This window comes from Flavobacterium profundi (assembly GCF_006491645.1).
Classification (GTDB): domain Bacteria; phylum Bacteroidota; class Bacteroidia; order Flavobacteriales; family Flavobacteriaceae; genus Flavobacterium; species Flavobacterium profundi.
In genome coordinates this window covers 253,157-278,451 of sequence record NZ_VDCZ01000004.1, presented here as the reverse complement: position 1 = coordinate 278,451, position 25,295 = coordinate 253,157, and the positions used below count along the sequence as shown (strand labels likewise).

The window sequence follows — 25,295 nt, the reverse complement described above, 5'->3', positions numbered from 1 at the left end:
GTCTATTCTTTACTTTTACTATCCATAATTATTGTAACTGGTCCATCATTTACAAGACTTATTTTCATATCAGCTCCAAATTGACCAGTTTGAATGGGTTTACCAAAATCCAAGGCTAACTTTTGAATAAAACTTGTATATAATGGCACAGCAATCTCAGGTCTAGCTGCTTTAATATAACTAGGCCTGTTTCCTTTTTTTGTTGAAGCATGCAGTGTAAATTGACTTATAACAATAATTTCTCCATCCACATCTTTTACAGATAGATTCATTACCTCATTTTCATCAGGAAAAATTCTAAGATTCACAATTTTTGAGGTAAGCCATTCTATGTCTTCGATATTGTCTTCAGCTTCAATACCTACAAGAATAACTAATCCTTTATTTATATTTGCTACTACCTTTTGAGCAATTACGACAGATGCCTCAGCAACTCTTTGAATAACTATTCTCATACATCTTATGATTTTCTAGTTTCATCACTTGCTTTTCTGTCATCAGCATATTCGTCTGCTCTGTAGTTTTCATCATCTCCTTCTAAAATTTGCAAATAACTTTTATAACGGGTCCAAGAAACTTCATCTTTTTCTAGAGCTTCTTTAACGGCACAATGCGGTTCTTCTTTATGCAAACAATTGTTAAACTTGCAATTTTCTTTTAAAGCAAAAAATTCAGGAAAATAGTCTCCTATTTCTTGTTTCTCCATATCCACAACTCCAAAACCTCTTATTCCTGGAGTATCAATAATTTGAGCACCAAAGGATAAATCAAACATTTCTGCAAAAGTAGTGGTATGCTGACCTTGAGAATGCGATTCTGATATTTGCTTTGTTTTTAGATTAAGAGAAGGTTCTATTGCGTTCACCAAAGTAGATTTACCCACACCTGAGTGACCTGAAAACATTGAAACTTTGTGTAACATCAGTTCTTTTAATGCTTCAATTCCTTTGTTTTCTTTAGCTGAAACTCGCAAGCACTTATACCCTATACTTTCATAGGTATATTGTAAAAACAATTGCTCATCTAAAGCGTTATCATCAAAAGTATCAATTTTATTAAATACAAGCACTGCCTCAATTCCATAGGCTTCAGCCGTAACTAAGAAACGATCAATAAAACTGGTCGTGGTGGGTGGATTGTTAATGGTAACCAGTAAAAATACTACATCAATATTTGCAGCAATAATATGCGTTTGTTTAGATAGATTTACGGACTTCCTAACAATATAATTTTTACGTTCATGAATAGCCGTTATTACTCCAGTAGTCTCATCTGTAGAATTTTCGATATGATAATCTACTACGTCACCAACTGCAATTGGATTGGTACTTTTAATTCCTTTGATACGAAATTTACCCTTGATACGGCATTCTAAAAAGCTACCATCTTCTTTTTTTATGGTATACCAACTACCTGTAGATTTATAAACGATTCCTGTCATGCAAAAAATTAGAAATTGAAAGTAGTAAGTTCAATTTCTTTAAACTTATTTACTTTATTGTCTTTTTACAAATATAGTATTAATTAGAAACATTTTAAGATAAAAAAAGCTACTTAAAAAAGTAGCTTTTTAAATGTATAATTTGAATACTATTAATATTTATAAGCGATTCCTTTTTTGATAGCTTGTGAACCTCCTAAAGCATTAGAATTAGCACCAACAGTTGTTTTATCAGCAGTTAATAAAATAAATGCACAACCTTGAGCAGCCGCATCCATTTTTAATTTTTTCTCTGCTTTTTTATCTCCGGTGTTTCCAGTTTGAAAATTAATTAATCCTGTTTTCCCTCTTACTTCACCAGCTTTTTTTAATCCTGCGATGTATGCTTTATCTTCAAGAATAACTACTTTTTCCCAATCTTTCTCACTGTTGATAACAATTTTTTCTGTTACTTCTTCTTCACGACCACTTGCTCCGTATACAATTCTTTCAATTGCATATTTACCGATAGTGTTTTCAGCTTCTTCACCATTATACACAAATACAATTGTATACTCTTCCACTTTTTTTACTTTACCTTCCACAACTTCTCCACTGTGTTTGTAAATTTTGTCTGTTTGTGCATTTGACATAAAGCCAACAAGAAAGACCGCTAATAAAATAATTTTGTTCATTTTTAAAAAATTTTAGTTAATACTTTTTTGCACAATAATACAACTATTATGCCAAAAAAAAATTTTTATTTTAGTTATTCACCACTTTTTCTTGATGGCTAATACTTTCTTGATGTATCGCTTTAAACATCTGCATTACAAATTCGTTACTTAGTCCTTTTTCTTCTCCTTCCAAAATCATTTTTCCTAAAATCTCATTCCATCTTTTATTTTGAAGAATAGCTACATTCTTTTCTTTTTTAAGCGAGCCAATTTTATCTGCAACTTTCATTCTATTGCCTAAAATTTCAAGTAACTTTCCATCGAATTCATCAATCTGCGCTCTTAACTGGGCCATTTTTTGATTGAATTCACTTTCATCATCAGTAACTTTCCTTACTCTTAAATCGGTAAAAATTTGTTTTAAAGTATCTGGAGTAACTTGTTGTGCTGCATCACTCCAAGCATTATCAGGATCAACATGTGTTTCAATAATCAAACCGTCATAATTCAAATCTAATGCCTGTTGGGAAACTTCCTGAATCATATCTCTCTTACCCGTAATATGAGATGGGTCGCAAATAAGAGGTAAATCTGGAAATCTATTTTGCAATTCGATAGCAATTTGCCATTCTGGATTATTTCTGTATTTCGTTTTATCATAGGTAGAAAAACCTCTGTGAATAACACCTAATTTTTTAATATTCGCATTATACAATCGTTCTAGTCCTCCAATCCAAAGTGCTAAATCTGGGTTAACTGGGTTTTTTAACAACACAATCTTATCTGTTCCCTCTAAAGCATCGGCTACTTCTTGAACTGCAAAAGGATTTACCGTTGTTCTAGCACCAATCCACAACACATCTATATCGTGTTCCAATGCTAATTTTACATGCGCAGCTGTTGCTACTTCGGTTGCTAGCAACAAACCAGTTTCTGCTTTTGCTTTTTGTAACCATTTCAATCCAATGGCTCCAACCCCTTCAAAACCTCCTGGTCGCGTTCTTGGTTTCCAAATTCCTGCTCTAAAAATAGAAACATCAGAATCTTTCAATTCGTGAGCAATTTTCAACACTTGATCTTCTGTTTCTGCACTACATGGTCCCGCAATTACTAAAGGATGATCTAATTTAAAATCCTCTAACCATGTTCTTAATTCTTTTTTATTTTCCATAATTTCACTTAATTCTTGAGAAAACTATTAGCTTACTAATACTCAACTCAATTTATTTTAATATTTGTTTTATTCTATTGGTTTCTTCTAATGTGGCAAATACTTCTTCGTATTTTTCTTGCTCTAATAACTCCTTAAAGCTATTCAGATTTGCAATGTATTCTGACAATGATTTAATAACATGATCTTTATTTTGTTTAAAAATGGGCGTCCACATAGCAGGTGAACTTTTTGCCAAACGAACTGTACTTTCAAAGCCACTTCCTGCCATATCAAAAATATCCCGTTCATTTTTTTCTTCTTCTATTACTGTCTTTCCCAACATAAAAGAACTAATATGAGATAAGTGCGACATATAAGCAATGTGTTTGTCATGAGAGATAGGATCCATATATCGAATTCTCATGCCAATTTGTTTAAATAATTCTAAAGCTTTCTCTTGAAAAACAAATGCTGTTTTCTCTACTTCACAAATAATATTGGTTCGCTCCATAAACAAACCTTTCAATGCTGCTTGAGGACCTGAAAATTCAGTTCCTGCAATAGGGTGAGCTGCAATAAAATTTCTTCTGTTTTGATGATTTTTAACCGCTTCACAAATTTGACTTTTTGTAGAACCTACGTCAAAAACGATTGCAGTTGAATTAATTTTATTTAAAACATCTACCAAAACATTCATACTTTTATCTACTGGAACAGCAACTATCACCCAATCCGCTTCTTGTATATCTTCTTGAGTTCCCTCTTTGTCAATAACACCTAATTCTTTCGCTTTTAAAACATGCTCCGAATTAGTATCTATACCTACTACTATTGCATTGGATCTTTTATCTTTAATATCCAAAGCAAAGGAACCTCCAATTAAACCGAGACCAATAACAACAATTTTTTCAACTCTTATTTCCATTACAACCTGCTTATAGCTTCTTTAATTTTTTCTTCTTTAACACACAACGAAAAGCGAATGTAGCCTTCTCCTTGTGACCCAAAAATAGTTCCTGGAGTTATAAAAAGACTTTTTTCGTATAATAACTTATCTATAAATAATTCGGAGGACGATGATTGCGGTAATTTTGCCCAAACAAACATTCCCACTTGTTTCTTATTTACTGCTACTCCTAATTTTTCACACAATAAATAAACAAGCTCTCTTCTTCTTTTATATTGCTCATTCAAACTTTCAAACCAATCATTCCCTAATTTCAAGGCTTCAATAGCTCCTTTTTGAATACCAAAAAACATTCCACTATCCATATTACTTTTCACCTTTAATACAGAAGCAATGTTATCGGAATTTCCAATAACCATACCCACTCTCCATCCTGCCATATTATAAGTCTTGCTTAACGAATTCAACTCTATCGCAATATCTTTAGCGCCATTCACTTGAAGAATTGACAAAGGAGTATCGTTTAAAATAGAACTGTACGGATTATCATTTACAATTAAAATGTGATGTTTTTTACCAAAAGCAATTAATTGTTCGAATAATTCCAAACTCGCCTGAGCACCTGTTGGCATATGAGGATAACACACCCACATTAATTTCACTTTAGACAAATCTTGTTTTTCTAAAGCTTCAAAATCAGGATACCAATGATTTTCTTCAGACAAATCATACAATATCGCTTTGGCACCTACCAAATTACAAACCGATTGATACGTTGGATATCCTGGATTAGGTATTAGGACACCATCACCTTCGTTTAAAAATGCAATGGCAATGTGCATAATTCCCTCTTTAGACCCCATTAATGGTAAAATTTCAGATGTGGAATCAATACTAACGTTGAAATTATTGGCATAGTAATCACAAAAACCTTTTCGTAAATCTGGCAGTCCTTGATAACTTTGATACATATGAGCAGTTGGTTCAAGAAGCGATGCTTGAATGGCATTTATAACGGATGGATGCGGAGCTAAATCGGGACTCCCGATTCCCATATTAATTACAGGCTTACCTTCTGTAATTAATTGATTTACCTCCTTCAGTTTTTTAGAAAAGTAGTACTCTTCCACTGTGTTTAATCTCTTCGCTGTTGTAATCATGGTTTACCTTGTTTGTATTCACCTAAAACTTTAAAATGAGTTGTCATAATTTCTAATAACTTCTTAGCTTTTTCATAGTGCTTGTATTTTTCGAAAATAACGTCCACGAAAAATGCGTATTGAAAAGGCGTTTCTATGATGGGCAGTGATTGAATCTTGGTTAAATTCAATTTACAATTATTCATTACGTTCAAAACAGTAGCTAAACTTCCTGGAGTGTCATCTAATTCAAATTTCAAGGATGCTTTATTGATTTCTTCTTTAGGCAATTCTTTATTCTTTGTTTTGACAACAACAAATCGTGTTTTGTTACTTTTTATCGTATGTATTCCTGCTGCCAAAATCTCCAAATCGTACATTTGTGCAGCAATAGGAGCTGCAACAGCAGCAATTCCTTTTAAGTTATGTTTTTGAATCCGATGTGCAGTTTCAGCTGTATCGATACTTTCAACCAACTTAATATGTGGATGTTGACTAAAAAAAACTTCACACTGTAATAAAGCTATAGGATGAGAATGTACTTCTTTAATATCTTCCATTTTTTGGCCTTTCAAAGCCATTAAATTCATGTGAATATCTAAATAATACTCTCCAATAATATGCAAGTCATTTTTATCAATTAAAGCATAATTAGGTAAAATAGATCCTGCGATAGAATTTTCAATTGCCATAACCGCTTTCTCCGAACGGTTCGCTTTTAGAGCTCGTACCACTTCATTAAAAGAATCACATTCCTCTAAAAGAATTGATTCTCCAAAGTATTGTTGGGCCACCTGATGATGAAAAGAACCCTTTATTCCTTGTATTGCAATTTTTAAATCCATAATGGTTATAAACAAAAAAATCCCGATTTTCATCGGGATTGTATCTTATATTGTATAATTTATTTTAAATTAATGTATAGCATAACAATCCCTTATCTCTCTCCAGAAATAATAAAAAGAATTGTTAAAATAAAATGTTGTTGTTACTAACATTAGTTGCTATAATTTGAAGTAGCTAATATATAAAAAAAAACTTTCCAAAATACTTTTTCAAAAAAAAATATTTTGAGTAAAAAACTTTATTTTTGCTAAAACTTATATGGTATGTCTATTGAAGTAGTTAACATCTCCAAGAACTATGGAGATCAAAAAGCACTAGATCAAATATCCTTTTCAATAAAAAAAGGAGAAATTGTGGGTTTCTTGGGGCCAAATGGAGCTGGCAAATCGACATTGATGAAAATCTTAACTACATATATCGCTGCTGAAGAAGGAACGGGAAAAGTAAATGGATTTGATATTCAAACCGAAACTAAATCTGTTCAAAAATCTGTTGGTTATCTTCCCGAACACAATCCATTATATTTAGATTTATATGTTAGAGAATATTTAAGTTTCAATGCAGATGTATACCATGTTTCTAAAAAAAGAATAGAAGAAGTAATTGTACTAACAGGTTTAACACCCGAAAGCAATAAAAAAATTAGCCAACTATCAAAAGGTTATAGACAAAGAGTTGGATTAGCATGTGCTTTGTTACACGATCCTGAAGTCTTAATTTTGGACGAACCCACAACAGGTTTAGATCCGAATCAGTTAGTGGAAATAAGAGAATTAATAAAAAATATTGGCAAAGATAAAACGGTGTTTTTATCGACTCACATTATGCAAGAAGTGGAAGCCATTTGCGAACGCGTAATTATTATCAATAAAGGCAAAATAGTAGAAGACAAAAATTTAAAACATTTGGTTAAAGAACAACTACATCAAACAATAAGTATTGAGTTTGACCAAATTTTGCAAGAAAAAGAGTTTACAGTTTTCACTAATTTGATAAAACTAACTACACTAACACCTTCTTCATTTGAACTAACTTTTGAATCAAACACCGACATGCGCCCGTTATTGTTTGATTTTGCAAAAGAAAAAGGATTAAAAATTCTACAGTTAAGTTTAAAAAATAAAAACTTAGAGCAAATCTTTAGAGAAAAAACTGCAAATAATAAAACCGTTTAAGGATTAAGAAGTTTTTATTTCAGAAGCAACTTCAGCCAATAGTTTTTCTTTTTTATCAAATTTTGAGACGTATTTATTTCTATACGAATCGTATTTATCACCAATAACTTCAAATAAAGAATGTACTAATTGGTCGTCTAATTTATTTGTATCCAGTAAATCTTGCTTTACCGCTCCAAAGCGATAAATTGAAAACTTTAATACTTTTACAGCCATATTTTCTTTTCCTGATTTGTAAAAACAATCCGCAATATCAAAATAAACTTCTTTCACCATTGCATCGTCATTTTGTACAGATCGAATGGCTTTTAGATAACAATTGATAGCTTTAGTAAATTTTTGTTCTTTTTTAAAAGCTTCAGCTTTAGCTAATTGAACTGAAAAAATGGTATTTGAAAAACTTAAATTCGTTACAAAAAAAAGAAACAGAATGAATATTGCTTTTGTTTTCATAAAAATAGTAATAGTTAATACAACTGGTAATTTGAAAACAAAAATGTGGTAAAATTTGATAAGTATTCTTTTTTTTCGTTCTATAGAAACAAATAATCGTTAAATGGAAAAAAATTGATTATCAATGAATTAAATCCATAAAAAAATGGTTACAACTACTAATTCAAAGTTGTAACCATTTGATTGGGTTTTGTTTTATTTAGTTTAAAGAGGCTATATACTTATTGTGTAAGGTATCTAAATCATCATAAACAATAGCTAGAGCATATTTAGACAATTCAGTATCTAAAGTGTCATTATAAATAAAATCTTCTTCAGAAAAACCATAATTTGTGATTGCTTTTTTGATAAAATTTACTGCTTCATCCTTCTCATTTAACTTGTAATAGCAATTTGCAATTTCGACATAAACATTTTTTAAGTTCTTATCTTCTGTCTTACTTAAATATTGGTTATAAACCGAAATAGCTTCAGAATAATTTTCTTTTGAACTCAATTCTTTAGCTTTATTTAAAAGTGGATCATTTGAGTTAGCATAATTCAATTGGCATGCTAAAGAAAACAACAGGATTAATACAATTTTTTTCATAATGTCTTGTGATTTATTACGTTACGAAAGTATAACATTCGAATGTATCTACCAAATTCACATTATGAAAATCCCATAAAAAACACCAAAAAACAAGGTTTTTGAAGTGTAATTTTAACAATATTGATAAATATATTTTATATTTTAATGTGTTTTTTTAAGTATTTTTCAATATCATCAAGAGAGACGGTGCAAAAAAGTGAAAAATTCGCAAAAATGAAAAAAAAGTGCATTTCATCTAAAAAAACATACTTTTAATCGATGAAATACAACATTTTAGCTTTATCTAAAAAATTTCAGAAGCAATTGCTTTGATATTTTCTGCTTTACCCATTGAGTAATAATGCAATACAGGAATTCCAGCTTGAATTAATGCTTTACTTTGTTGCAAACACCATTCAATACCTATTTGTTTAACAGCATCGTTATCTTTTGCTTTCACCACTTCCATAATTAAATCATCAGGTAAATCAACTTTAAAACGATGCGGAATTAAATTGAGTTGTTTTTTCGTTGCAATAGGTTTCAATCCAGGAATAATAGGAACCGTAATTCCTGCTTTTTTACATTTCTCGACAAAATCAAAAAACTTTTGATTATCAAAAAACATTTGGGTAATTATATAATCGGCTCCGTTTTTTATCTTTTGCTTTAAAAAATGCAAATCGCTATCCATACTAGGTGCTTCCATATGTTTTTCAGGATATCCAGCCACTCCAATACAAAAATTTGTACAGGAAGAATTTTGCAAATCTTCATCTAAATACACCCCCTTATTGAGATTTGAAATTTGTTTTACCAAATCAGAAGCATAGGCATTTCCTTCTTTTTCTGGTTTAAAATAAATTTCATTCTTTAAAGCATCTCCTCTTAAAGCTACCACATTGTCAATTCCTAAAAAATCCAAATCAATTAATAGATTCTCCGTATCTTCTTTGGTAAAACCACCACATAGAACATGAGGAATAGCATCTACTTCATACTTATTTTGAATACCTGCACAAATACCAACAGTACCTGGCCTTTTTTTAACAATTTTCTTTTGTAACAAACCACTTGGCAATTCTTTAAATTCATATTCTTCTCTATGATACGTTACATCGATAAATGGTGGATTGAATTCCATTAACGGATCAATACTATCAAAGATAGACTGAATATTTTGTCCTTTTAAAGGAGGTAAAATTTCAAAAGAAAAAAGAGTTTTCCCGTTTGCTCTTTCTATATGTTGTGTAACTTTCATACTTATGTCTTAAAGTCATAAAGTCAAAAGCTGAAAGTCATTTACTATTTTCAAACATTTGACAATCGACAAATTTAATCTACTATATTTGGTGCCAACCATTTTGAAGCCATTTCTACCGAAATACCTCTACGCTTCGCATAATCTTTTACTTGATCTTCTTTTATTTTTCCCAATCCAAAATATTTACTTTCTGGATGTGCAAAATAATAACCAGAAACCGATGCTGCAGGCCACATTGCCATGCTCTCCGTTAAAGTAACCCCTATATTTTCTTCTACTTGCAACAACTTCCATATGGTTGGTTTCTCCAAATGATCAGGACAAGCAGGATAACCTGGCGCAGGACGAATACCTTTGTACACTTCTTTAATCAATTCTTGATTGTTAAGATTTTCATTTGTTGCATAACCCCAAATTTCTTTTCTCACTTTTAAATGCAAATATTCTGCAAATGCCTCTGCCAATCGATCTCCTAAAGCCTTGACCATAATGGAATTATAATCATCTAACTGTTGTTCAAATAGGGTTGCTTTTTCGTCTACACCAAAACCTGTAGACACACAAAAACAACCGATATAGTCTTGTATTCCAGTATTTTTAGGCGCCACAAAATCAGCCAAAGCAATATTCGGGGCACCAACTGTTTTCTGAGACTGTTGTCTTAATGTTAGAAACTTCTCGTCTCCGCTAGAAGTAATTACGTCAATATCATCATCATTTATTTGATGAGCTGGAAAAATCCCCAAAACTCCTTTGGCTTCAAACCATTTTTCATCTACAATTTGATGCAACATTTTTTGAGCATCTTGGAATAACTGACTTGCTTGCTCTCCTACCACTTCATCATTTAAAATCGCAGGATATTTACCAAACAATTGCCAAGATTGGAAAAAAGGAGTCCAGTCTATAAAATCTACTAATTCCGATAATTGTACTTGAATAACCTTGGTACCTATAAAATTAGGCTTGGAAGGCAGATAATTAGTCCAATCAATTTTATATTTATTTTGACGAGCTTCTTCTATAGATAAGAAATTTTTCTCTCTACTTCTATTTAAATAGCCTTCACGAAGGGTATCATATTCTTCTCTAATTGCTTTAACATAAATTTCCTTGGTTTCCTTTTGAAGCAGGTTACTAGCAACCGTTACTGCTCTTGAAGCATCATTAACATGCACTACAGTTTCTTTATATTCGGGAGCAATTTTCACTGCAGTATGAGCCCTAGAAGTAGTAGCACCACCAATCATTATGGGTATTTTGATGTTTAACTTATCCATTTCTTTGGCTAAATACACCATTTCATCCAAAGATGGCGTAATTAAACCACTCAAACCAATGATGTCCACTTTCTCTTGAATCGCTGTTTCAATAATCTTTTCTGGAGGTACCATAACCCCTAAATCAATGATTTCAAAATTATTACATCCCAAAACCACAGCAACAATATTTTTACCTATATCATGTACATCTCCTTTAACAGTTGCCATCAACACTTTTCCAGCACTAGAAGAGTTTCCAGTTTTTTCTGATTCAATGAAAGGCAATAAATATGCTACTGCTTTTTTCATCACTCGGGCAGATTTTACCACTTGAGGCAAAAACATTTTACCACTTCCAAACAAATCTCCAACTACATTCATACCAGCCATTAAATTGATTTCAATAACTTCAATGGCTTTATTTGATTGCAATCTTGCTTCTTCTACATCAATTTCGATAAATTCATCAATTCCTTTTACTAAAGAATGCGTCAATCGGTCTTGAACACTTCCATTACGCCACTCTTGAATAGCCTTTTCGTTGGTTTTAGCTACATCTCCTTTGTAACTTTCCGCTAATTCTAATAATCTTTCAGTAGCATCTTCCCTTCTGTTAAGCAAAACATCTTCAACGTGTTCTAGCAATTTTGTATCAACCTCATCGTAAATCTCTAGCATTTCAGGATTTACAATTCCCATTGTCATTCCGTTTTGAATAGCATGATATAAAAAAGCAGCATGCATGGCTTCTCTCACTTTATCATTACCTCTAAAAGAAAAAGACACATTACTTACACCTCCTGAAACGCCTGCATAAGGCAAGTTTTCTCTAATCCATTTTGTAGCTCTAAAAAAATCTAACGCATTTAATTTATGCTCTTCCATACCGGTAGCAACAGGAAATATATTGGGATCAAAAATGATATCTTCAGCTGCAAAACCCACTTGATTTACCAATATTTCATACGATCTTTTGCAAATTTCAATACGCCTTTCATAAGTATCGGCCTGACCAAGCTCATCAAAAGCCATCACAATAACAGCCGCACCATATCTTTTTATCAATTTTGCATGATGTACAAAGGTTGCTTCTCCTTCCTTTAAAGATATGGAATTCACAATTCCTTTTCCTTGAATTACCTTTAAACCAGCTTCAATAATTTCCCATTTGGAACTATCAATCATGATAGGAACTCGAGCGATATCTGGTTCAGCAGCAATTAAATTCAAAAATTTAGTCATTGCCATTACACCATCTAACATCCCTTCATCCATGTTAACATCAATGATCTGTGCTCCACCTTCAACTTGGTTTCTTGCAATATCCAATGCCTGATCGTAATTCCCTTCTTTAATGAGGCGAAGAAATTTACGCGAACCCGTTACGTTAGTGCGCTCTCCAACATTAACAAAATTAGTTTCCGGTGTAATAATTAAAGGTTCTAGCCCCGATAATTTTAAATATTTTTTACAATCCCCTTCTTTCATTATGCTTCAAGTTCAACTTTTCTAGGTTTAAATTCTTTGGCAACTTCTGCAATTAATTGGATATGTTCTGGAGTTGTACCGCAACAGCCACCAATAATATTTATAAGATTATCTTGAAGATATTCTCGAATTAAAGATTGCATTTCTTCTGGAGATTGATCATACTGCCCAAAAGCATTGGGCAAACCTGCATTCGGATGTGCAGAAATATTCAATTGGGTATTATTTGCCAATCTTTTTAAATACGGTTTTAACTGATCTGCTCCTAAAGCACAATTAAAACCAATACTTAACAACGGAATATGACTTATTGAAATTAAAAAAGCTTCCACCGTTTGTCCAGACAAAGTACGACCAGAAGCATCAGTAATAGTTCCTGAAACCATTATCGGAATATCTATTTTCCTTACTTCTTTAACTTCTTCAATAGCAAAAAGAGCCGCTTTTGCATTTAAAGTATCAAAAATAGTTTCTACCAAAAGCACATCACAACCGCCGTCGATTAAAGCTTCCACTTGTTGCTTATACGCTTCTTTTAGTTCATCAAAAGTTACCGCTCTAAAACCAGGATCATTTACATCAGGACTCATACTTGCCGTTCTATTTGTAGGTCCAATAGAACCAGCTACAAAACGCGGTTTGTCTGTAAATTCATCCGCCACTTCACGAGCAATTTTAGCTGACTCATAATTTAATTCATAAACTAAATCTTCCAAATGATAATCAGCCATACCAATAGTTGTTCCAGAGAAAGTATTCGTTTCTACAATATCTGCACCCGCTTGAAAATACAAACGATGCACCTCTTTTACCGCTTCGGGTTGTGTAATTGAAAGTAAATCGTTATTTCCTTTCAACGGATGCGGAAAATTTTTAAAGCGTTCCCCTCTAAAGTCTTCTTCTGAAAAATTATTGCGTTGCAACATGGTTCCCATGGCACCATCGAGTACTAATATTCTTTTTTGAATTTCATCCAAAATCTTTGACATATGCATTTATTTGCGCTACAGCATTTATTTTTTTAAAATTTTGTTATCAAGAAAAGGAGACTTTCTTACGTTATCTTTTTCTGAGAAATCAGAATAGAATGTAGCACCTTCTATTAAGGAATAGGGTTGCTAAGCTTTCACAGAGTCTAATCTCTCCAGCTTTCATGATAACAATCAGTATTTTTACGAACTCCGCAAAAGTACTAATGTTTTTATAAAATAGAAATATTTTCTAATTTTAATTTGAACCAAACACAATTTTAGTTTTAAAAACTAATTAACAATAAAAATATAGTTTTTTAGATTGCAATAATTTAAAATCACTTAATTTAATACTATTTCTTCTATACCTCTAAAAGTTGTTTTTTAACCTTAAATTGTTTGGCAATTTTAATAATATCAGACAAAACTCCTCTTGCAGTAACTTTTTTCCCAGCACCAGCCCCTTGAATAACAACAGGAATATCACCATAGGATTCTGTAAAAATTTCAATTAGATTATCTGCTCCTTTAAGTTGTCCTAATGCAGATTGGACAGGAACAGAAACTAATTTAACTTCTAAGTTGTTTTGTAACACATCCAATTCACCTACATATCGCAACACATGATTTTCACTTTGAGTAATTTTGGCAATTTCATAATCTTTATCCAACAGCTCTTTACTAATTGAATAATTTCTTTTAGATAATCCGTCAATTTTTTCAGTGGTAAGCGAGGTAATTTTTACATCTTCAAATTCATTATTTAAATCCAATTCTCTGGAGAGAATTAATAATTTCCTAGCCACATCTTTTCCAGATAAATCTTCTCGAGAATCGGGTTCTGTTAAACCTAATTTTTCAGCTTCAATTAGTATTTTTGAAAAAGAAATGTTTTCATTACCAAATCGATTAAAAATATAACTTATAGTCCCTGAAAAAACACCCCTTATTTTTGTTATTTTTTCCCCTGCCAAATACAAATCTTGTATGGTATTAATAACAGGTAATCCTGCACCAACATTAGTTTCATACAAAAATTGTTTTTCTTTTTTTTCCAAAACTCTTCTTAGTTCTTTATAAAAATCGGAATGTAATGTATTCGCTTTTTTATTAGCTGCAACTATATTGAAATTATTCTGAATAAACGGAATATAATTTTTAACGATACCTTCATCAGCGGTAACATCAACAGCTATAACATTTTCTAACTCATTCTGAAGCACATAATCATAAATATCTTCAACTACATAATTTTGACTTAACGATTTAAATTCATCCACCCAGTTTAAAGGCAATGGCTTTTTAGTAAATAATGCAAATTTTGAATTGCAAACAATAGGTATTCTCAAATTAACCTTAAACTTTTCTTTAAAAAAGTCATGTTTTTCGATAATTTGATCCACAAGTGTACTACCCACATTCCCAATTCCAAAAATGATGATATTTATTGTTGTATTCATAGCTTTTAATTTAAAAAAATTTGTTTTAATATTTCGTTCAGTTGTTGGTATTCCATCAAAAAAGCATCATGCCCATGAATAGAATTAATTATATAATGATTGAAATTGGCATTATTCTCATGCAAGGTTTCGTATTCATCTAAATTATTTTGAAACAGCAAATCAGAATTAATATTAATGGCATGTACTTCAATTTTGGTTTCTTTTAGAAAACGATTCAAATCGAAACCATTTTTCACAATATTAATAGTACCTAATAAGAAATTCATTTGACGATAAGCATTTAAAGAAAAACGTTCCGTTAATAAAATACCATGATAAGACAACCAATCATTTACGGTGTAAATATTTCCTTCTTTTGCATTCTTAAAGCGTTGATTAATCGACAAAGGCGTTCTATACAATAACATAGCGTGTTTTCGAGCAACTGCAATTGGATCCTGACTAAAATTAAGAATATCATCTTGAACACCTACATTTGCAATCACCCAATCACTAGCAAAATAATGAGTAGCAATAGGAATCACTTTTTGAATTCTTTCGGGATGCAAAACAGCCATTTCCCAAGATATTCCACCCCCTAAACTACCACCAATAATTGCGTAAAGATTCGTAATATTTAGTGTTTCCAAACCAAGCCAAAACAACCTAGCAATATCTAAAGTTGAGATTTCTTTATAATCGGAAGACAAGCCATTTTCAGTTTGAAAGTTATTTCCTGGAATATTAAAAGCAATAACGGTATATTGATGTAAATCGATAATATGATCGTAATCAATTACATTTTTCCACCATCCGTTTTCACCTGACACATTTGAATTTCCAGTTAAGGCATGATTAATCAAAATTACAGGGGCGTTACCTATGGGTTTACCAAAAACTTGATAAAACAAAGCAACATCTGCTTTTCTTTTCTCGTTTTCTAAAACAAAATTTGCAATTTCTATTTTTTGTAGCATATTTCTTCCGCTTAACACATTTAAAATTGAAAAAGAGTCTTTGATTTTGTCAACCAAAGACCTTTTCCACAACAAACGTAGCCCTTCATTTCATTTTTAAATTACACTCACTGTATCGAATGCACTTACTAAATCCACTTTCGATAGGAGTTGGGTTAACCAGATTATCATAAACTGGACAACGACTCTCAACTGTTTTTAACCAATTTTCCAATTGTTTTTTAGAAATATCGGCTTCTAATTTAATCGTTGCTTTTAGCTTACTAAAACCAGCTCTCTCTGTAGTTTCTCTTCCATAAAATTTATCAACATCAATATCGCCTGAAACATCAACTTGTAAAGATTTATATTCAATTTTTTGCTCTTTAGCCACTAAAGTCCCCACTGCATTTATACAACCCGCATAACCCGCCAAAACATATTCCAAAGGGCTTGGCGCATCTAAATCAGGATGGTTTTTATTTTTACTAATTCGAATATCGTAGTTTTCTGTTTTTATTAAAAACTGCTCGTCTCTTTTAGCTCTACCATATATAGTTACTGTTTTTGCGCTCATATTTATACTTTTAATCCGTTTTTAACTGTTACAAATGCTTCTTTCAAATCTGCTTTTAAATCTTCAATATCTTCTAACCCTACAGAAAGACGAATTAAATCTTGTGTTACACCTGTAGTCGCTTGTTCCTTTTCAGATAATTGTTGGTGTGTAGTACTTGCTGGATGAATGATTAAGGATTTCGTATCACCAATATTTGCCAAAAGAGAGAATAATTTTGTTTCATCTACCACTTTTTTCGCTGCATCAAAACCACCTTTTAATCCAAAAGTTACAATACCACTTTTACCCTTTGGAAGATATTTATCCGCTAAATCTTTGTATGCAGAAGTTTCTAATCCAGGATAATTTACCCATGCCACTTCCTCTTGTTTTTCTAGCCATTGTGCTAATTTCAAAGCATTTTCAGAGTGTTTTTTAATTCTAATTTCTAAGGTTTCTAAACCTTGTATGGTTTGAAATGCATTAAATGGACTTAAAGCGGCACCAAAATCACGTAATCCTTCAATTCTTACTTTTGCAATAAAAGAAGCTGCTCCTAAAACTTCGTAATATTTTAACCCGTGATATCCTGGAGAAGGCTCAGTAAATTCAGGGAATTTTCCGTTACTCCAGTCAAATTTTCCAGCATCGATAATAACACCACCTAAAGAAGTACCATTTCCTGTAATGTATTTTGTTAATGAGTGAATTACAATATCCGCCCCGTGTTCAATTGGATTTAACAAATAAGGTGTAGCAACAGTATTATCTACAATAAAAGGCACTTTATAATCGTGTGCTTCTTTAGCAATCGCTTTTAAATCTAGTACATCTAATTTTGGATTTCCTAAACTTTCTGCAAAAAAAGCACGTGTATTTTCTTGAACAGCATTTTTAAAGTTTTCAGGATTAGAAGGATCAACGAAAGTAGTTGTAATTCCTAGCCTCGGTAATGTTACATTTAACAAATTGTAAGTTCCACCGTACAAACTACTAGAAGCTACAATATGATCACCAGCTTTTAACAAAACTTGTAAAGCAGTTGCAATTGCAGCAGTTCCTGAAGCCGTCACTACAGCTCCAATACCACCTTCTAAAGCTGCCAATCGTTGTTCTAACACATCATTTGTAGGATTATTCAATCGGGTATAGATATAACCTGCTTCAGACAAATTAAATAAGTTGGCTGCATGATCTGAATTATTAAAAACATAAGAAGTTGTTTGATAAATAGGGACAGCTCTAGTTCCTGAATTTTTAGTAACATCGTGACCAGCATGTAAAGCGTTCGTTGCGAATTTTTGAGTACTCATAATTTTTTGATTTAATTGTTTTTATTATTTATTTTTTTATTTTTTCTCATTAAAAAAACCCTTTTGAAAGTTTTTTCCAAAAGGGTTCAATTTTTAAACATAACTAAAGTTTAACCATTATCTTTTGGACATATTAAGGTGGTGCGCACATGCACATCATCATCATACAACACATTTTATTATTATTTTTCATTTTTATATTTTAAAATTATAGAGATAAAAAAACCTCTGTTTTGTATTACAGAGGTTTTGTATCATTTATTAATATTATGCATACGTTACCTCTGCGGAATGTTCCACATCATTTTACACATCATACACATAATTGTTCTCATTGATTTTGTTTTTATTACTTTGCAAATTTAGAACTAAATTCTACATTTACAAATATATTAGTATATTTTTCTAATTTTTGTTATTTAAAACAATGTAAATAGATTTATATTCTATATTATCATTTGTTAAGCCTAAAAAAATTTACAAGTTGTCCCTTTTTCAGTTTATCGCAAATAATCTTCTGAATTTATTCCAAAAACCCGGTTTCTTTTGAACAGAAAAAGCGGCTGTAATTGTGTTTAAATCTTTTAATTTTTGCTGCAAATCTCCTTTATGATTTGATCTAAACTGATGTAAAACAGCTAAATTTTCATCAATAGTATCTGGGATAATAGCGGTAAAATATTCTCGCATTCGCTTTGCCAGAACAGGAGACTTCCCATTCGTTGAAATTGCAATTTTAAGATTTCCTTTGTTCACAATAGATCCCAGATAAAAATCACATAAATCGGGTTGGTCTGCTGCATTTACCTTAATACCTCTTCCTTTTGCTAAGTTTCTTACATTTAAGTTTACCTCAGCACTATCAGTAGCAATGATTACAAAATCTTTTTCCGCTAAATCATTCTCTTCAAAAGGCCTTTCAAAAAAAGTAATGTTAGCATACGAATCTACAATTTGCTTTAATCTTAGATGTATTTGTATCCCAATAATAGTAATTCGAATAGTAGGATTCTGTCTCAATAAGGTTTCTGTTTTTTCTAAACCAACATTTCCTGCTCCAACAATCAAAAAGTGAGCTGTATCTGTTTTTAAAAAAACTGGAAAAAGTGTGTTCGTCATGATTCAAATTAATTTAAAACCACTCTAAATGCAAAATCACCAAAAGTTTCGTTTTCTAGTTTTTCTTTCACATATTTCCCTAATAAAAGATCAACTTCTTCTAAAATTTGACTTTCAGTTTGCTTTTCTTTATATAGTTTATTCAATCGTTCTCCATATCGATCACCGCCTAGCATAAAATTATATTGTTCTGGACCTGTACCAATAAAACCTAATTCAGCTACATAAGGTCGGCCACAACCATTAGGACAACCCGTCATTCTAATTGATATTTCTTCGTTGGATAGATTATATTTTTCTAGCAACGGTTCTATTTTGGTTACCAAAACGGGTAAATAACGCTGTGCTTCCGCTAAAGCCAAAGGACAAGTTGGCAAAGCCACACAAGCCATCGAACTTTTTCTAAGCGCACTAACATGAGTTTCAATAGCAAACTGTTCCAATAAGGCTACTATTTTTTCCTTTTCACTTTCTTTTATTTCACCAAGAATTAAATTTTGGTTCCCCGAAAAAATAAAATTAGACACCTTTAATTTTGCTACTTCTAACAAAAAGGCTTTTTGATTGGGTTGCACCACACCATGTTCCACAAAAAGAGTATAAAACCAATTTCCTTGATGATTTTTTTCCCAACCATAACGATCATTTCTTTCCGTAAATTGAAAGGGTTTTGCTGCTTCTAAAGAGAAACCAATTCTTTTTTCTAATTCTTTTTTAAATCCATCAACCGTTACTTTTTCGATAGTATATTTCAAACGAGATAATTTTCGATCGGATCGATTTCCAAAATCTCTTTGAATGGTTAGCACTTCATAAACTGCTTTTAAGATTTTTTCTTCAGAATCGATAAACCCAAGTACATTTCCCAAACGCGGAAACGTATTTTCATTTCCATGTGTTGTTCCTAAACCACCACCTACAACAAGATTAAAACCTTTCAACTCCTCATTTTCAACAATCGCAATTAACCCTAAATCATTGGTAAACAAATCCACATCATTACTTGGCGGAATGGCAATTGCTATTTTAAACTTTCTCGGCAAATAACGATCTTCATATAACGGATCTGCTTCAGCCGAACGCTCGTATATTTTTTCTCCATCAATAAAAACCTCATAATACGATTGTGTTTTTGGCAATAATAAGGTTGAAATTTTATCCGCATAATCGTGAATTTGTTTATGCAATGGAGATAATTGCGGATGTGCAGAAACGATAACATTTCTATTTACATCGCCACAAGCTGCAATTGAATCTAATTTTGCTACATTAAAAGACTGAATCGTAGGTCGTAATTGATGTTTTAACAACCCATGTAGCTGAATGGTTTGTCGCGTTGTAATTTTCAATGTTCCCGTTCCATATGATTCTGAAGTTTCATGAATTGCCAACCATTGATCTGCTGTAATTTGTCCGCCAGGAATACGCAAACGAATCATAAAAGAGTACAATTTGTCTAATTTTTTAGCGGCTCTTTCTGCTCTTCTGTCTCGATCATCTTGCACATACATTCCATGAAACTTAACCAATGTTTCATCATCTGGTCGTACATTGCCGGTATGATTATCTAAGTCGATACTTTCTTTTAAAGTTCCTCGTAAACCGTCACTTTTTGTTTTTATAAATTCTACTGGAGATAATTTAGTGCTCATTTTTATTTTAAATTTGATTTTTTTAATGTTCTCGATACATTTTTTGCTTCATTCCCTTCCACAAAAAACACTCGAACCGACGAATGGATTTAATACACGTCTTTTTGATATTTTCCTGTTGCTTCTAACTCTTCTAAAATTTGTTTTGCTTCTGTAGTAGCTATGTTTCTTTCTTTAGACAACACTTCGACTATCGCTTGTTCTACATCAGTACTCATAGGATTTTTTTGTCCGCAGATATAAAGATGAGCACCACTTTCTAACCAAGCATTAAATTCTTTTGCATTTTCTTTAATACGATCTTGAACATATATTTTATGTTCTTGATCTCTAGAAAAAGCCGTATCCAATTTTGTTAAAACGCCAGTTGCAATCCATTCTTGAATTTCGGTTTGATAATAAAAGTCTTGTACAAAATGTTGTTCTCCAAAGAACAGCCAGTTTTTACCTTCTGCACCTGTTGCATCTCTTTGCGATAAAAAACTTCTAAAAGGTGCAATTCCTGTTCCTGGACCAATCATTATAATATCGGTATCTTCCTTAGGCAATCTGAAATTTTGATTTTTATGAATGTAAAACTCAAGTGTTTCATGTAAAGGGAAATCTGCTAAAAACTGTGAAGCCAATCCTGTTTTAAGTTGATTGTTTACAGTAAAAGTGTTCAAATTCACTGTTAAATGCACTTCTCCATCATGTGCTTCATTAGAAGAAGCAATAGAATATAACCTTGGCGCAATAGGCAAAAGAATTTCTAATAAATTTTCAATTTGAAAAGAATCTGGTTTAGCAAATAATCGCAAAACATCAATTAAATCAGCCTTTTCAAAAGTAATTTCAGCTTGTAACAATTGTCCTAATTGTTCCAAAGAACGCTTACTTAGTCCTTTTATATTTTTTTCTTGAAGCCAATTTTCTATTGTTTTTTGCTCGTCTTGTATGGCAATTAACTTTTGAGCGTCTGCTTGAAAATAATCAATAATAATTTGGGCGTCTTCTTTCGTATTTTTAGGTACAATACCAAGAGCATCTCCAGGTTCATACAAAACCTCTTCTTCTGCAACAATTTCTATATGATAGGTTTCTTTATTAGAACCTACATCATTTAATACAATCTTATTATTAATTCTTCCTGTATATTTTTTTTTATGTGATGTTACAGTAGCTACCTTTGAATCCAAGATTTCCGGAGCTACTTGTTGTTTAAAAACCTGTTGTAAATCTTGTTCCCATTGTAACACATTTGGAGCAAAATCCACATCTGACTTCACTAAAGGTAACAAACGTTTCGCTCCCTTTTTCGCTAAAATTTCATCCAATAAAACACCCGCGTGACAAAACAATGGATAAGAAGAATCTCCTAAACCAAAAACTGCAAAAGAAATATGCTGTAAATCCAAATCATGCGTTTGTAGATAATTATAGAATTGAATCGCGTTTTGAGGAAATTCACCTTCTCCTTGCGTACTCATAACGAATAAGATAATAGTTTCTTTATCCAATTTTGCTGTATCATATTGAAAGACATCAATTGCTTTGGCTTGAATTTTATTTTTCTTGAAATTAGCTAGCAATTGAGAAGCCACTTTCTTAGAGTTCCCAGTTTCCGTGCCATAAATAATCAAGGGTTTAACAGCGACATTTTCAGTTGAAGCAATCACTGGAATTTGAATTCCGTTTTTACTTCCTTCTAAAAAACCAGCCAAGTAACCTTTTGTCCATATTATTTCTTCCCTAGAAGCATTTTGAACGAGTTGTTGCAAATAATTTAATTTAGTATCAGATAGCATTTTGTAAAAGGGTTTTATGATTATCAAAATAAGATGCGGTTTCTTTTTGCTCTTTAAACCAAGCAAACTCGTGATGTAAATTCACCACATTACCCACAATCAATAATGTGGGCACGTATTCAAAGCTTGGCAAAGACTTTTTTTCTAAGTCGCCAAATTGAAACACTTGTGTTTTTTGTTCAGTTGTTGTCGCTTGTTGCACTACAGCCAAACCTTTATTTTTTTCAATTCCGTGAACTATAAATTGATTCACCAAAGTATTTAAACGTTGGCCACTCATATAAAAAACTAGAGTATCCTCGGTACTTGACCAATCTTTCCATTGTTCATTACTAACATTTTTCAAATCATATAAAGTAAGAAAACGCACTCCTCTTGAATAAGTTCTAGCTGTTAGCGGTATTCCTGTATAAGCAGCAGCTCCAAAAGCGGCAGAAATACCAGGAACAATTTCATAAGCAATATGATTTTCAACCAAAACTTGCAATTCGTCTAAAACATTGGAAAATAAAGAAACATCTCCTCCTTTTAAGCGAAGGACTAGCTTTCCAAGAGTCGCAAACTCCACCATTAATTCGTTAATTTCATTTTGTGGTGTATGAATTCCTTTGGAACATTGTTTACCAACATAAATTATAGTAGCCTCTTTTTTTGCATGTTCTTCTACCAAAATTGGTGAAACCAATCGGTCAATTAAGACAACATCTGCCATTTGCAAATATTTTAGTGCTTTTACACTTATTAAATCAGGATCTCCAGGACCTGCACCAGCAAGTATCACCTTGCCTTTTGTTGAAATTTGTATCATTATCAATTTTTAAAAAAACACTTACCCCATAGATTTTATAGAGTAAACAATTAAAGTTTTTATTTTTTTCTTCTAAATAATCAGTCTCAATAAATTAATTACATCTACTTATCAAAACAAATCTTCTACAGAAAGATAACGCTCTCCTGTATCATAATTAAACGTCAGAACCACTGCATCATCCGGTAATGTTGCTATTTTTTTTGCGACAGCAGCTAAAGAAGCACCCGTTGAAATTCCAACAAAAACCCCTTCTTCCAAAGCAATTTTACCAGCAAAATCATAAGCCTCTTCTTTAGAAACAGAAATGATTTCATCAATATATTTAGCATGATAATTCCTTGGAACAAAACCAGCTCCTATACCTTGCAATGGATGTGGTCCAGGAGCTCCACCACTTAAAACCGGAGACAATTCAGGTTCCACTGCAATCACTTTCAATTTAGGAAACTTTTCTTTTAACACTTCAGCAACTCCAGAAATATGCCCACCCGTTCCTACTCCTGTAATAATATAATCCAATCCCTCTGGAAAATCTTCGATAATCTCTAAAGCAGTTGTTTGCTTGTGTGCTTCCACATTAGCAGGATTATCAAATTGAGAAGGTGACCAAGCATTAGGAATTTCACGAACCAATTCCGCAGCTCTTTCAATAGCGCCTTTCATACCTTTCTCTCTAGTGGTCAATTCAAATTGGGCACCATAAATTTCCATTAATTTTCTTCTTTCCACACTCATAGATTCAGGCATTACTAAAATAACTCGGTATCCTTTCACGGCAGCAACTAAAGAAAGTCCAATCCCTGTATTTCCAGAAGTAGGCTCAATAATTACACTTTCAGGATGCAGTAATCCCTTTTTTTCCGCATCTTCAATCATACCTAAAGCAATTCTATCTTTAATACTTCCTCCAGGATTTGCTTTTTCTAATTTGATCCAAACATTTTTATTTGAACCATACATTCGATTAATTCTAATTACGGGTGTATTCCCAATCGTTTTTAAGATATTTTCTACTTTCATATGATTTATTTTAAATGATAAAGTTTATGGGTTCAGATGATTTATTTTTTGATTTTACGATTGTTTCACTTTTATGATATACTAATGTCTCTTTTTGAATAGATTCGGTTAACCAAACATTTCCTCCAATTACCGAACCTTTGCCTATAACTGTATTTCCACCCAAAATAGTTGCATTCGCATAAATAATAACATTATCTTCTATCGTAGGATGTCTTTTTTGAGTAGCTTTATCTTTACTTACACTTAATGCGCCCAATGTCACACCTTGATATATTTTTACATCGTTCCCAATAATTGCAGTTTCACCAATAACAATCCCGGTTCCATGGTCTATAAAAAAACGTTTCCCAATACTAGCCGCAGGATGTATATCTATTCCCGTTTTTCCATGTGCATATTCAGACAAAACTCTCGGCAAAACAGCAACTCCTTTATTCCAAAGGTTATTTGCAATTCGATAGACTGCAATAGCAAAAAAACCAGGATAGGAAAGTAAAACCTCATCCTTTGATTTAGCAGCTGGATCAAACGCTATGATAGCTTCCAAATCATCAAGCAAATCCTTATGAATCGTAATTAAGTCTTCAAACAAACTCGTTGCTGTAGTAACTTTATCCAAAACACCTACTTGAGACAAAAACAGCTGCAAATACAATTGTAAAGCTTCTTCTTTATGTTTAAATATTTCAATATTATTACATTCTCCACTTTTACAAAACAACCATGCAAACAATTCTTCAATCCAAAATTCTATTTTCTTTTTAGTAATGGATAGACTTGGAGAAGTATTATTTTTTTCAAATAAAATTGTACTGATAGTTATTTGTTTCATATACTTGATTAAAATTGATTGCTAATGTGCTAAACAAAAAAACCTCTGCATTTCTGCAGAGGTCCTATAACTCATATAATAATTATTATTTTTAAGCAATAGAGATACTCTGCGGATTTTTCCACATCATACAACACATATTGCAAACGAATAACATCATTTTGTTTCTATTATTTATTTGTATCAAAATTAGAAAAAAAAAACTATTTAAAAAAACTAAATAGTATAATTTTCTAATTTTTACATATTTAAAAGAACAAAGCAAAATAAAAAACTAAAAAACAACATTAAACCCATTTTAAAAACCAAAAAAACCAACCATTCTAGTTTTTAATTAAAAATGTTAATATATTTAAAAAATAAAAACGAATCGCTTTTATATTCGAATTGATTTCCTAAATTTGCCCCATTAATAAAAAAGAGGAAAAATTTGAACTGATTGCAACCTCTTAATACTAAAAATTAGTATTAAAAA

Annotated in this window: 23 protein-coding genes and 1 riboswitch; of the genes, 1 reads left to right on the top strand and 22 read right to left on the bottom strand. The window is 31.9% G+C overall.

The window, feature by feature from the left end:
• Positions 1–2: 2 nt before the first annotated feature.
• The 7 genes from dtd to FHG05_RS07850 all read right to left on the bottom strand — a co-directional run bounded on the left by dtd (position 3) and on the right by FHG05_RS07850 (position 6,141).
• On the bottom strand, positions 3–455 hold the full coding sequence (gene dtd / locus FHG05_RS07880; RefSeq protein WP_140997471.1) for a D-aminoacyl-tRNA deacylase: 453 nt from the start codon (positions 453–455) through the stop codon (positions 3–5).
• A gap of 5 nt (positions 456–460) precedes the next feature.
• Entirely contained in the window at positions 461–1,441 is a 981-nt protein-coding gene (gene rsgA, locus FHG05_RS07875) for a ribosome small subunit-dependent GTPase A (protein ID WP_140997470.1), read from the bottom strand.
• A 152-nt stretch (positions 1,442–1,593) separates the two neighbouring features.
• Positions 1,594–2,115, bottom strand: a complete 522-nt coding sequence (locus tag FHG05_RS07870) for a hypothetical protein (protein ID WP_140997469.1) — start codon at positions 2,113–2,115, stop codon at positions 1,594–1,596.
• 70 nt (positions 2,116–2,185) lie between these two features.
• The gene (locus FHG05_RS07865; protein ID WP_140997468.1) at positions 2,186–3,268 is read right to left on the bottom strand and encodes a bifunctional 3-deoxy-7-phosphoheptulonate synthase/chorismate mutase type II; all 1,083 of its coding nucleotides are present in this window, start codon (positions 3,266–3,268) and stop codon (positions 2,186–2,188) included.
• Positions 3,269–3,320: 52 nt separating this feature from the next.
• Positions 3,321–4,175 (bottom strand): prephenate dehydrogenase, encoded by an 855-nt coding sequence (locus tag FHG05_RS07860; RefSeq protein WP_140997467.1) that lies wholly within the window; start codon positions 4,173–4,175, stop codon positions 3,321–3,323.
• The gene (locus FHG05_RS07855) at positions 4,175–5,317 is read right to left on the bottom strand and encodes a pyridoxal phosphate-dependent aminotransferase (RefSeq protein ID WP_140997466.1); all 1,143 of its coding nucleotides are present in this window, start codon (positions 5,315–5,317) and stop codon (positions 4,175–4,177) included. Before FHG05_RS07855 ends, FHG05_RS07860 begins: the two co-directional genes overlap by 1 nt.
• Positions 5,314–6,141 (bottom strand): prephenate dehydratase, encoded by an 828-nt coding sequence (locus tag FHG05_RS07850; protein WP_140997465.1) that lies wholly within the window; start codon positions 6,139–6,141, stop codon positions 5,314–5,316. Before FHG05_RS07850 ends, FHG05_RS07855 begins: the two co-directional genes overlap by 4 nt.
• Before the next feature lie 264 nt (positions 6,142–6,405).
• On the opposite strand from FHG05_RS07850, the gene gldA reads away from it, so the two are divergent.
• The gene (gene gldA / locus FHG05_RS07845; RefSeq protein ID WP_140997464.1) at positions 6,406–7,317 is read left to right on the top strand and encodes a gliding motility-associated ABC transporter ATP-binding subunit GldA; all 912 of its coding nucleotides are present in this window, start codon (positions 6,406–6,408) and stop codon (positions 7,315–7,317) included.
• Between the two features lie 3 nt (positions 7,318–7,320).
• Here the strand turns inward: gldA and FHG05_RS07840 are convergent, their stop codons facing one another.
• The 15 genes from FHG05_RS07840 to epsC all read right to left on the bottom strand — a co-directional run bounded on the left by FHG05_RS07840 (position 7,321) and on the right by epsC (position 24,820).
• A complete protein-coding gene (locus FHG05_RS07840) occupies positions 7,321–7,770 on the bottom strand; it encodes a hypothetical protein (RefSeq protein ID WP_140997463.1) in 450 nt (149 codons plus the stop codon).
• Positions 7,771–7,969: 199 nt separating this feature from the next.
• Entirely contained in the window at positions 7,970–8,359 is a 390-nt protein-coding gene (locus FHG05_RS07835) for a tetratricopeptide repeat protein (RefSeq protein ID WP_140997462.1), read from the bottom strand.
• Positions 8,360–8,645: 286 nt separating this feature from the next.
• Complete coding sequence (metF, locus tag FHG05_RS07830; RefSeq protein WP_140997461.1) at positions 8,646–9,602, bottom strand: methylenetetrahydrofolate reductase [NAD(P)H]; 957 nt, start codon at positions 9,600–9,602, stop codon at positions 8,646–8,648.
• 74 nt (positions 9,603–9,676) lie between these two features.
• Positions 9,677–12,355, bottom strand: a complete 2,679-nt coding sequence (gene metH / locus FHG05_RS07825; RefSeq protein ID WP_140997460.1) for a methionine synthase — start codon at positions 12,353–12,355, stop codon at positions 9,677–9,679.
• Positions 12,355–13,344, bottom strand: a complete 990-nt coding sequence (locus FHG05_RS07820; RefSeq protein ID WP_140997459.1) for a homocysteine S-methyltransferase family protein — start codon at positions 13,342–13,344, stop codon at positions 12,355–12,357. Before FHG05_RS07820 ends, metH begins: the two co-directional genes overlap by 1 nt.
• Positions 13,345–13,411: 67 nt before the next feature.
• Positions 13,412–13,518: riboswitch (SAM riboswitch) on the bottom strand.
• 170 nt (positions 13,519–13,688) lie between these two features.
• Positions 13,689–14,786, bottom strand: coding sequence for a homoserine dehydrogenase family protein (locus FHG05_RS07815; protein WP_140997458.1), 1,098 nt, complete (start codon positions 14,784–14,786; stop codon positions 13,689–13,691).
• 5 nt (positions 14,787–14,791) lie between these two features.
• Positions 14,792–15,745, bottom strand: a complete 954-nt coding sequence (locus tag FHG05_RS07810) for an alpha/beta fold hydrolase (protein WP_140997457.1) — start codon at positions 15,743–15,745, stop codon at positions 14,792–14,794.
• Between the two features lie 85 nt (positions 15,746–15,830).
• Complete coding sequence (locus FHG05_RS07805) at positions 15,831–16,301, bottom strand: OsmC family protein (RefSeq protein ID WP_140997456.1); 471 nt, start codon at positions 16,299–16,301, stop codon at positions 15,831–15,833.
• 2 nt (positions 16,302–16,303) lie between these two features.
• On the bottom strand, positions 16,304–17,596 hold the full coding sequence (locus FHG05_RS07800; RefSeq protein WP_140997455.1) for an O-acetylhomoserine aminocarboxypropyltransferase/cysteine synthase family protein: 1,293 nt from the start codon (positions 17,594–17,596) through the stop codon (positions 16,304–16,306).
• A gap of 495 nt (positions 17,597–18,091) precedes the next feature.
• Positions 18,092–18,715 (bottom strand): precorrin-2 dehydrogenase/sirohydrochlorin ferrochelatase family protein, encoded by a 624-nt coding sequence (locus FHG05_RS07795; RefSeq protein ID WP_140997454.1) that lies wholly within the window; start codon positions 18,713–18,715, stop codon positions 18,092–18,094.
• An 8-nt stretch (positions 18,716–18,723) separates the two neighbouring features.
• Complete coding sequence (locus FHG05_RS07790; protein ID WP_262710449.1) at positions 18,724–20,373, bottom strand: NADPH-dependent assimilatory sulfite reductase hemoprotein subunit; 1,650 nt, start codon at positions 20,371–20,373, stop codon at positions 18,724–18,726.
• Between the two features lie 83 nt (positions 20,374–20,456).
• Positions 20,457–22,154: a diflavin oxidoreductase gene (locus FHG05_RS07785; RefSeq protein WP_140997452.1), complete on the bottom strand. Its 1,698-nt coding sequence runs from the start codon at positions 22,152–22,154 to the stop codon at positions 20,457–20,459.
• The gene (gene cobA / locus FHG05_RS07780; protein WP_140997451.1) at positions 22,144–22,962 is read right to left on the bottom strand and encodes a uroporphyrinogen-III C-methyltransferase; all 819 of its coding nucleotides are present in this window, start codon (positions 22,960–22,962) and stop codon (positions 22,144–22,146) included. Before cobA ends, FHG05_RS07785 begins: the two co-directional genes overlap by 11 nt.
• A gap of 111 nt (positions 22,963–23,073) precedes the next feature.
• A complete protein-coding gene (gene cysK, locus FHG05_RS07775; protein WP_140997450.1) occupies positions 23,074–23,985 on the bottom strand; it encodes a cysteine synthase A in 912 nt (303 codons plus the stop codon).
• A gap of 10 nt (positions 23,986–23,995) precedes the next feature.
• Positions 23,996–24,820, bottom strand: a complete 825-nt coding sequence (epsC, locus tag FHG05_RS07770; protein WP_140997449.1) for a serine O-acetyltransferase EpsC — start codon at positions 24,818–24,820, stop codon at positions 23,996–23,998.
• Positions 24,821–25,295: the final 475 nt, after the last annotated feature.

What these genes read in the sequence shown, in the direction of transcription:
- metF (WP_140997461.1), bottom strand. Translation starts at nt 9,602, where the DNA reads ATGAAAGTTACACAACATATAGAAAGAGCAAACGGGAAAACTCTTTTT.
- FHG05_RS07835 (WP_140997462.1), bottom strand. Translation starts at nt 8,359, where the DNA reads ATGAAAAAAATTGTATTAATCCTGTTGTTTTCTTTAGCATGCCAATTG.
- FHG05_RS07805 (WP_140997456.1), bottom strand. Translation starts at nt 16,301, where the DNA reads ATGAGCGCAAAAACAGTAACTATATATGGTAGAGCTAAAAGAGACGAG.
- FHG05_RS07820 (WP_140997459.1), bottom strand. Translation starts at nt 13,344, where the DNA reads ATGTCAAAGATTTTGGATGAAATTCAAAAAAGAATATTAGTACTCGAT.
- FHG05_RS07795 (WP_140997454.1), bottom strand. Translation starts at nt 18,715, where the DNA reads ATGACGAACACACTTTTTCCAGTTTTTTTAAAAACAGATACAGCTCAC.
- FHG05_RS07860 (WP_140997467.1), bottom strand. Translation starts at nt 4,175, where the DNA reads ATGGAAATAAGAGTTGAAAAAATTGTTGTTATTGGTCTCGGTTTAATT.
- FHG05_RS07850 (WP_140997465.1), bottom strand. Translation starts at nt 6,141, where the DNA reads ATGGATTTAAAAATTGCAATACAAGGAATAAAGGGTTCTTTTCATCAT.
- FHG05_RS07840 (WP_140997463.1), bottom strand. Translation starts at nt 7,770, where the DNA reads ATGAAAACAAAAGCAATATTCATTCTGTTTCTTTTTTTTGTAACGAAT.
- FHG05_RS07815 (WP_140997458.1), bottom strand. Translation starts at nt 14,786, where the DNA reads ATGAATACAACAATAAATATCATCATTTTTGGAATTGGGAATGTGGGT.
- FHG05_RS07810 (WP_140997457.1), bottom strand. Translation starts at nt 15,745, where the DNA reads ATGCTACAAAAAATAGAAATTGCAAATTTTGTTTTAGAAAACGAGAAA.
- FHG05_RS07785 (WP_140997452.1), bottom strand. Translation starts at nt 22,154, where the DNA reads ATGCTATCTGATACTAAATTAAATTATTTGCAACAACTCGTTCAAAAT.
- epsC (WP_140997449.1), bottom strand. Translation starts at nt 24,820, where the DNA reads ATGAAACAAATAACTATCAGTACAATTTTATTTGAAAAAAATAATACT.
- rsgA (WP_140997470.1), bottom strand. Translation starts at nt 1,441, where the DNA reads ATGACAGGAATCGTTTATAAATCTACAGGTAGTTGGTATACCATAAAA.
- dtd (WP_140997471.1), bottom strand. Translation starts at nt 455, where the DNA reads ATGAGAATAGTTATTCAAAGAGTTGCTGAGGCATCTGTCGTAATTGCT.
- FHG05_RS07865 (WP_140997468.1), bottom strand. Translation starts at nt 3,268, where the DNA reads ATGGAAAATAAAAAAGAATTAAGAACATGGTTAGAGGATTTTAAATTA.
- cysK (WP_140997450.1), bottom strand. Translation starts at nt 23,985, where the DNA reads ATGAAAGTAGAAAATATCTTAAAAACGATTGGGAATACACCCGTAATT.
- FHG05_RS07855 (WP_140997466.1), bottom strand. Translation starts at nt 5,317, where the DNA reads ATGATTACAACAGCGAAGAGATTAAACACAGTGGAAGAGTACTACTTT.
- FHG05_RS07870 (WP_140997469.1), bottom strand. Translation starts at nt 2,115, where the DNA reads ATGAACAAAATTATTTTATTAGCGGTCTTTCTTGTTGGCTTTATGTCA.
- gldA (WP_140997464.1), top strand. Translation starts at nt 6,406, where the DNA reads ATGTCTATTGAAGTAGTTAACATCTCCAAGAACTATGGAGATCAAAAA.
- metH (WP_140997460.1), bottom strand. Translation starts at nt 12,355, where the DNA reads ATGAAAGAAGGGGATTGTAAAAAATATTTAAAATTATCGGGGCTAGAA.
- FHG05_RS07800 (WP_140997455.1), bottom strand. Translation starts at nt 17,596, where the DNA reads ATGAGTACTCAAAAATTCGCAACGAACGCTTTACATGCTGGTCACGAT.
- cobA (WP_140997451.1), bottom strand. Translation starts at nt 22,962, where the DNA reads ATGATACAAATTTCAACAAAAGGCAAGGTGATACTTGCTGGTGCAGGT.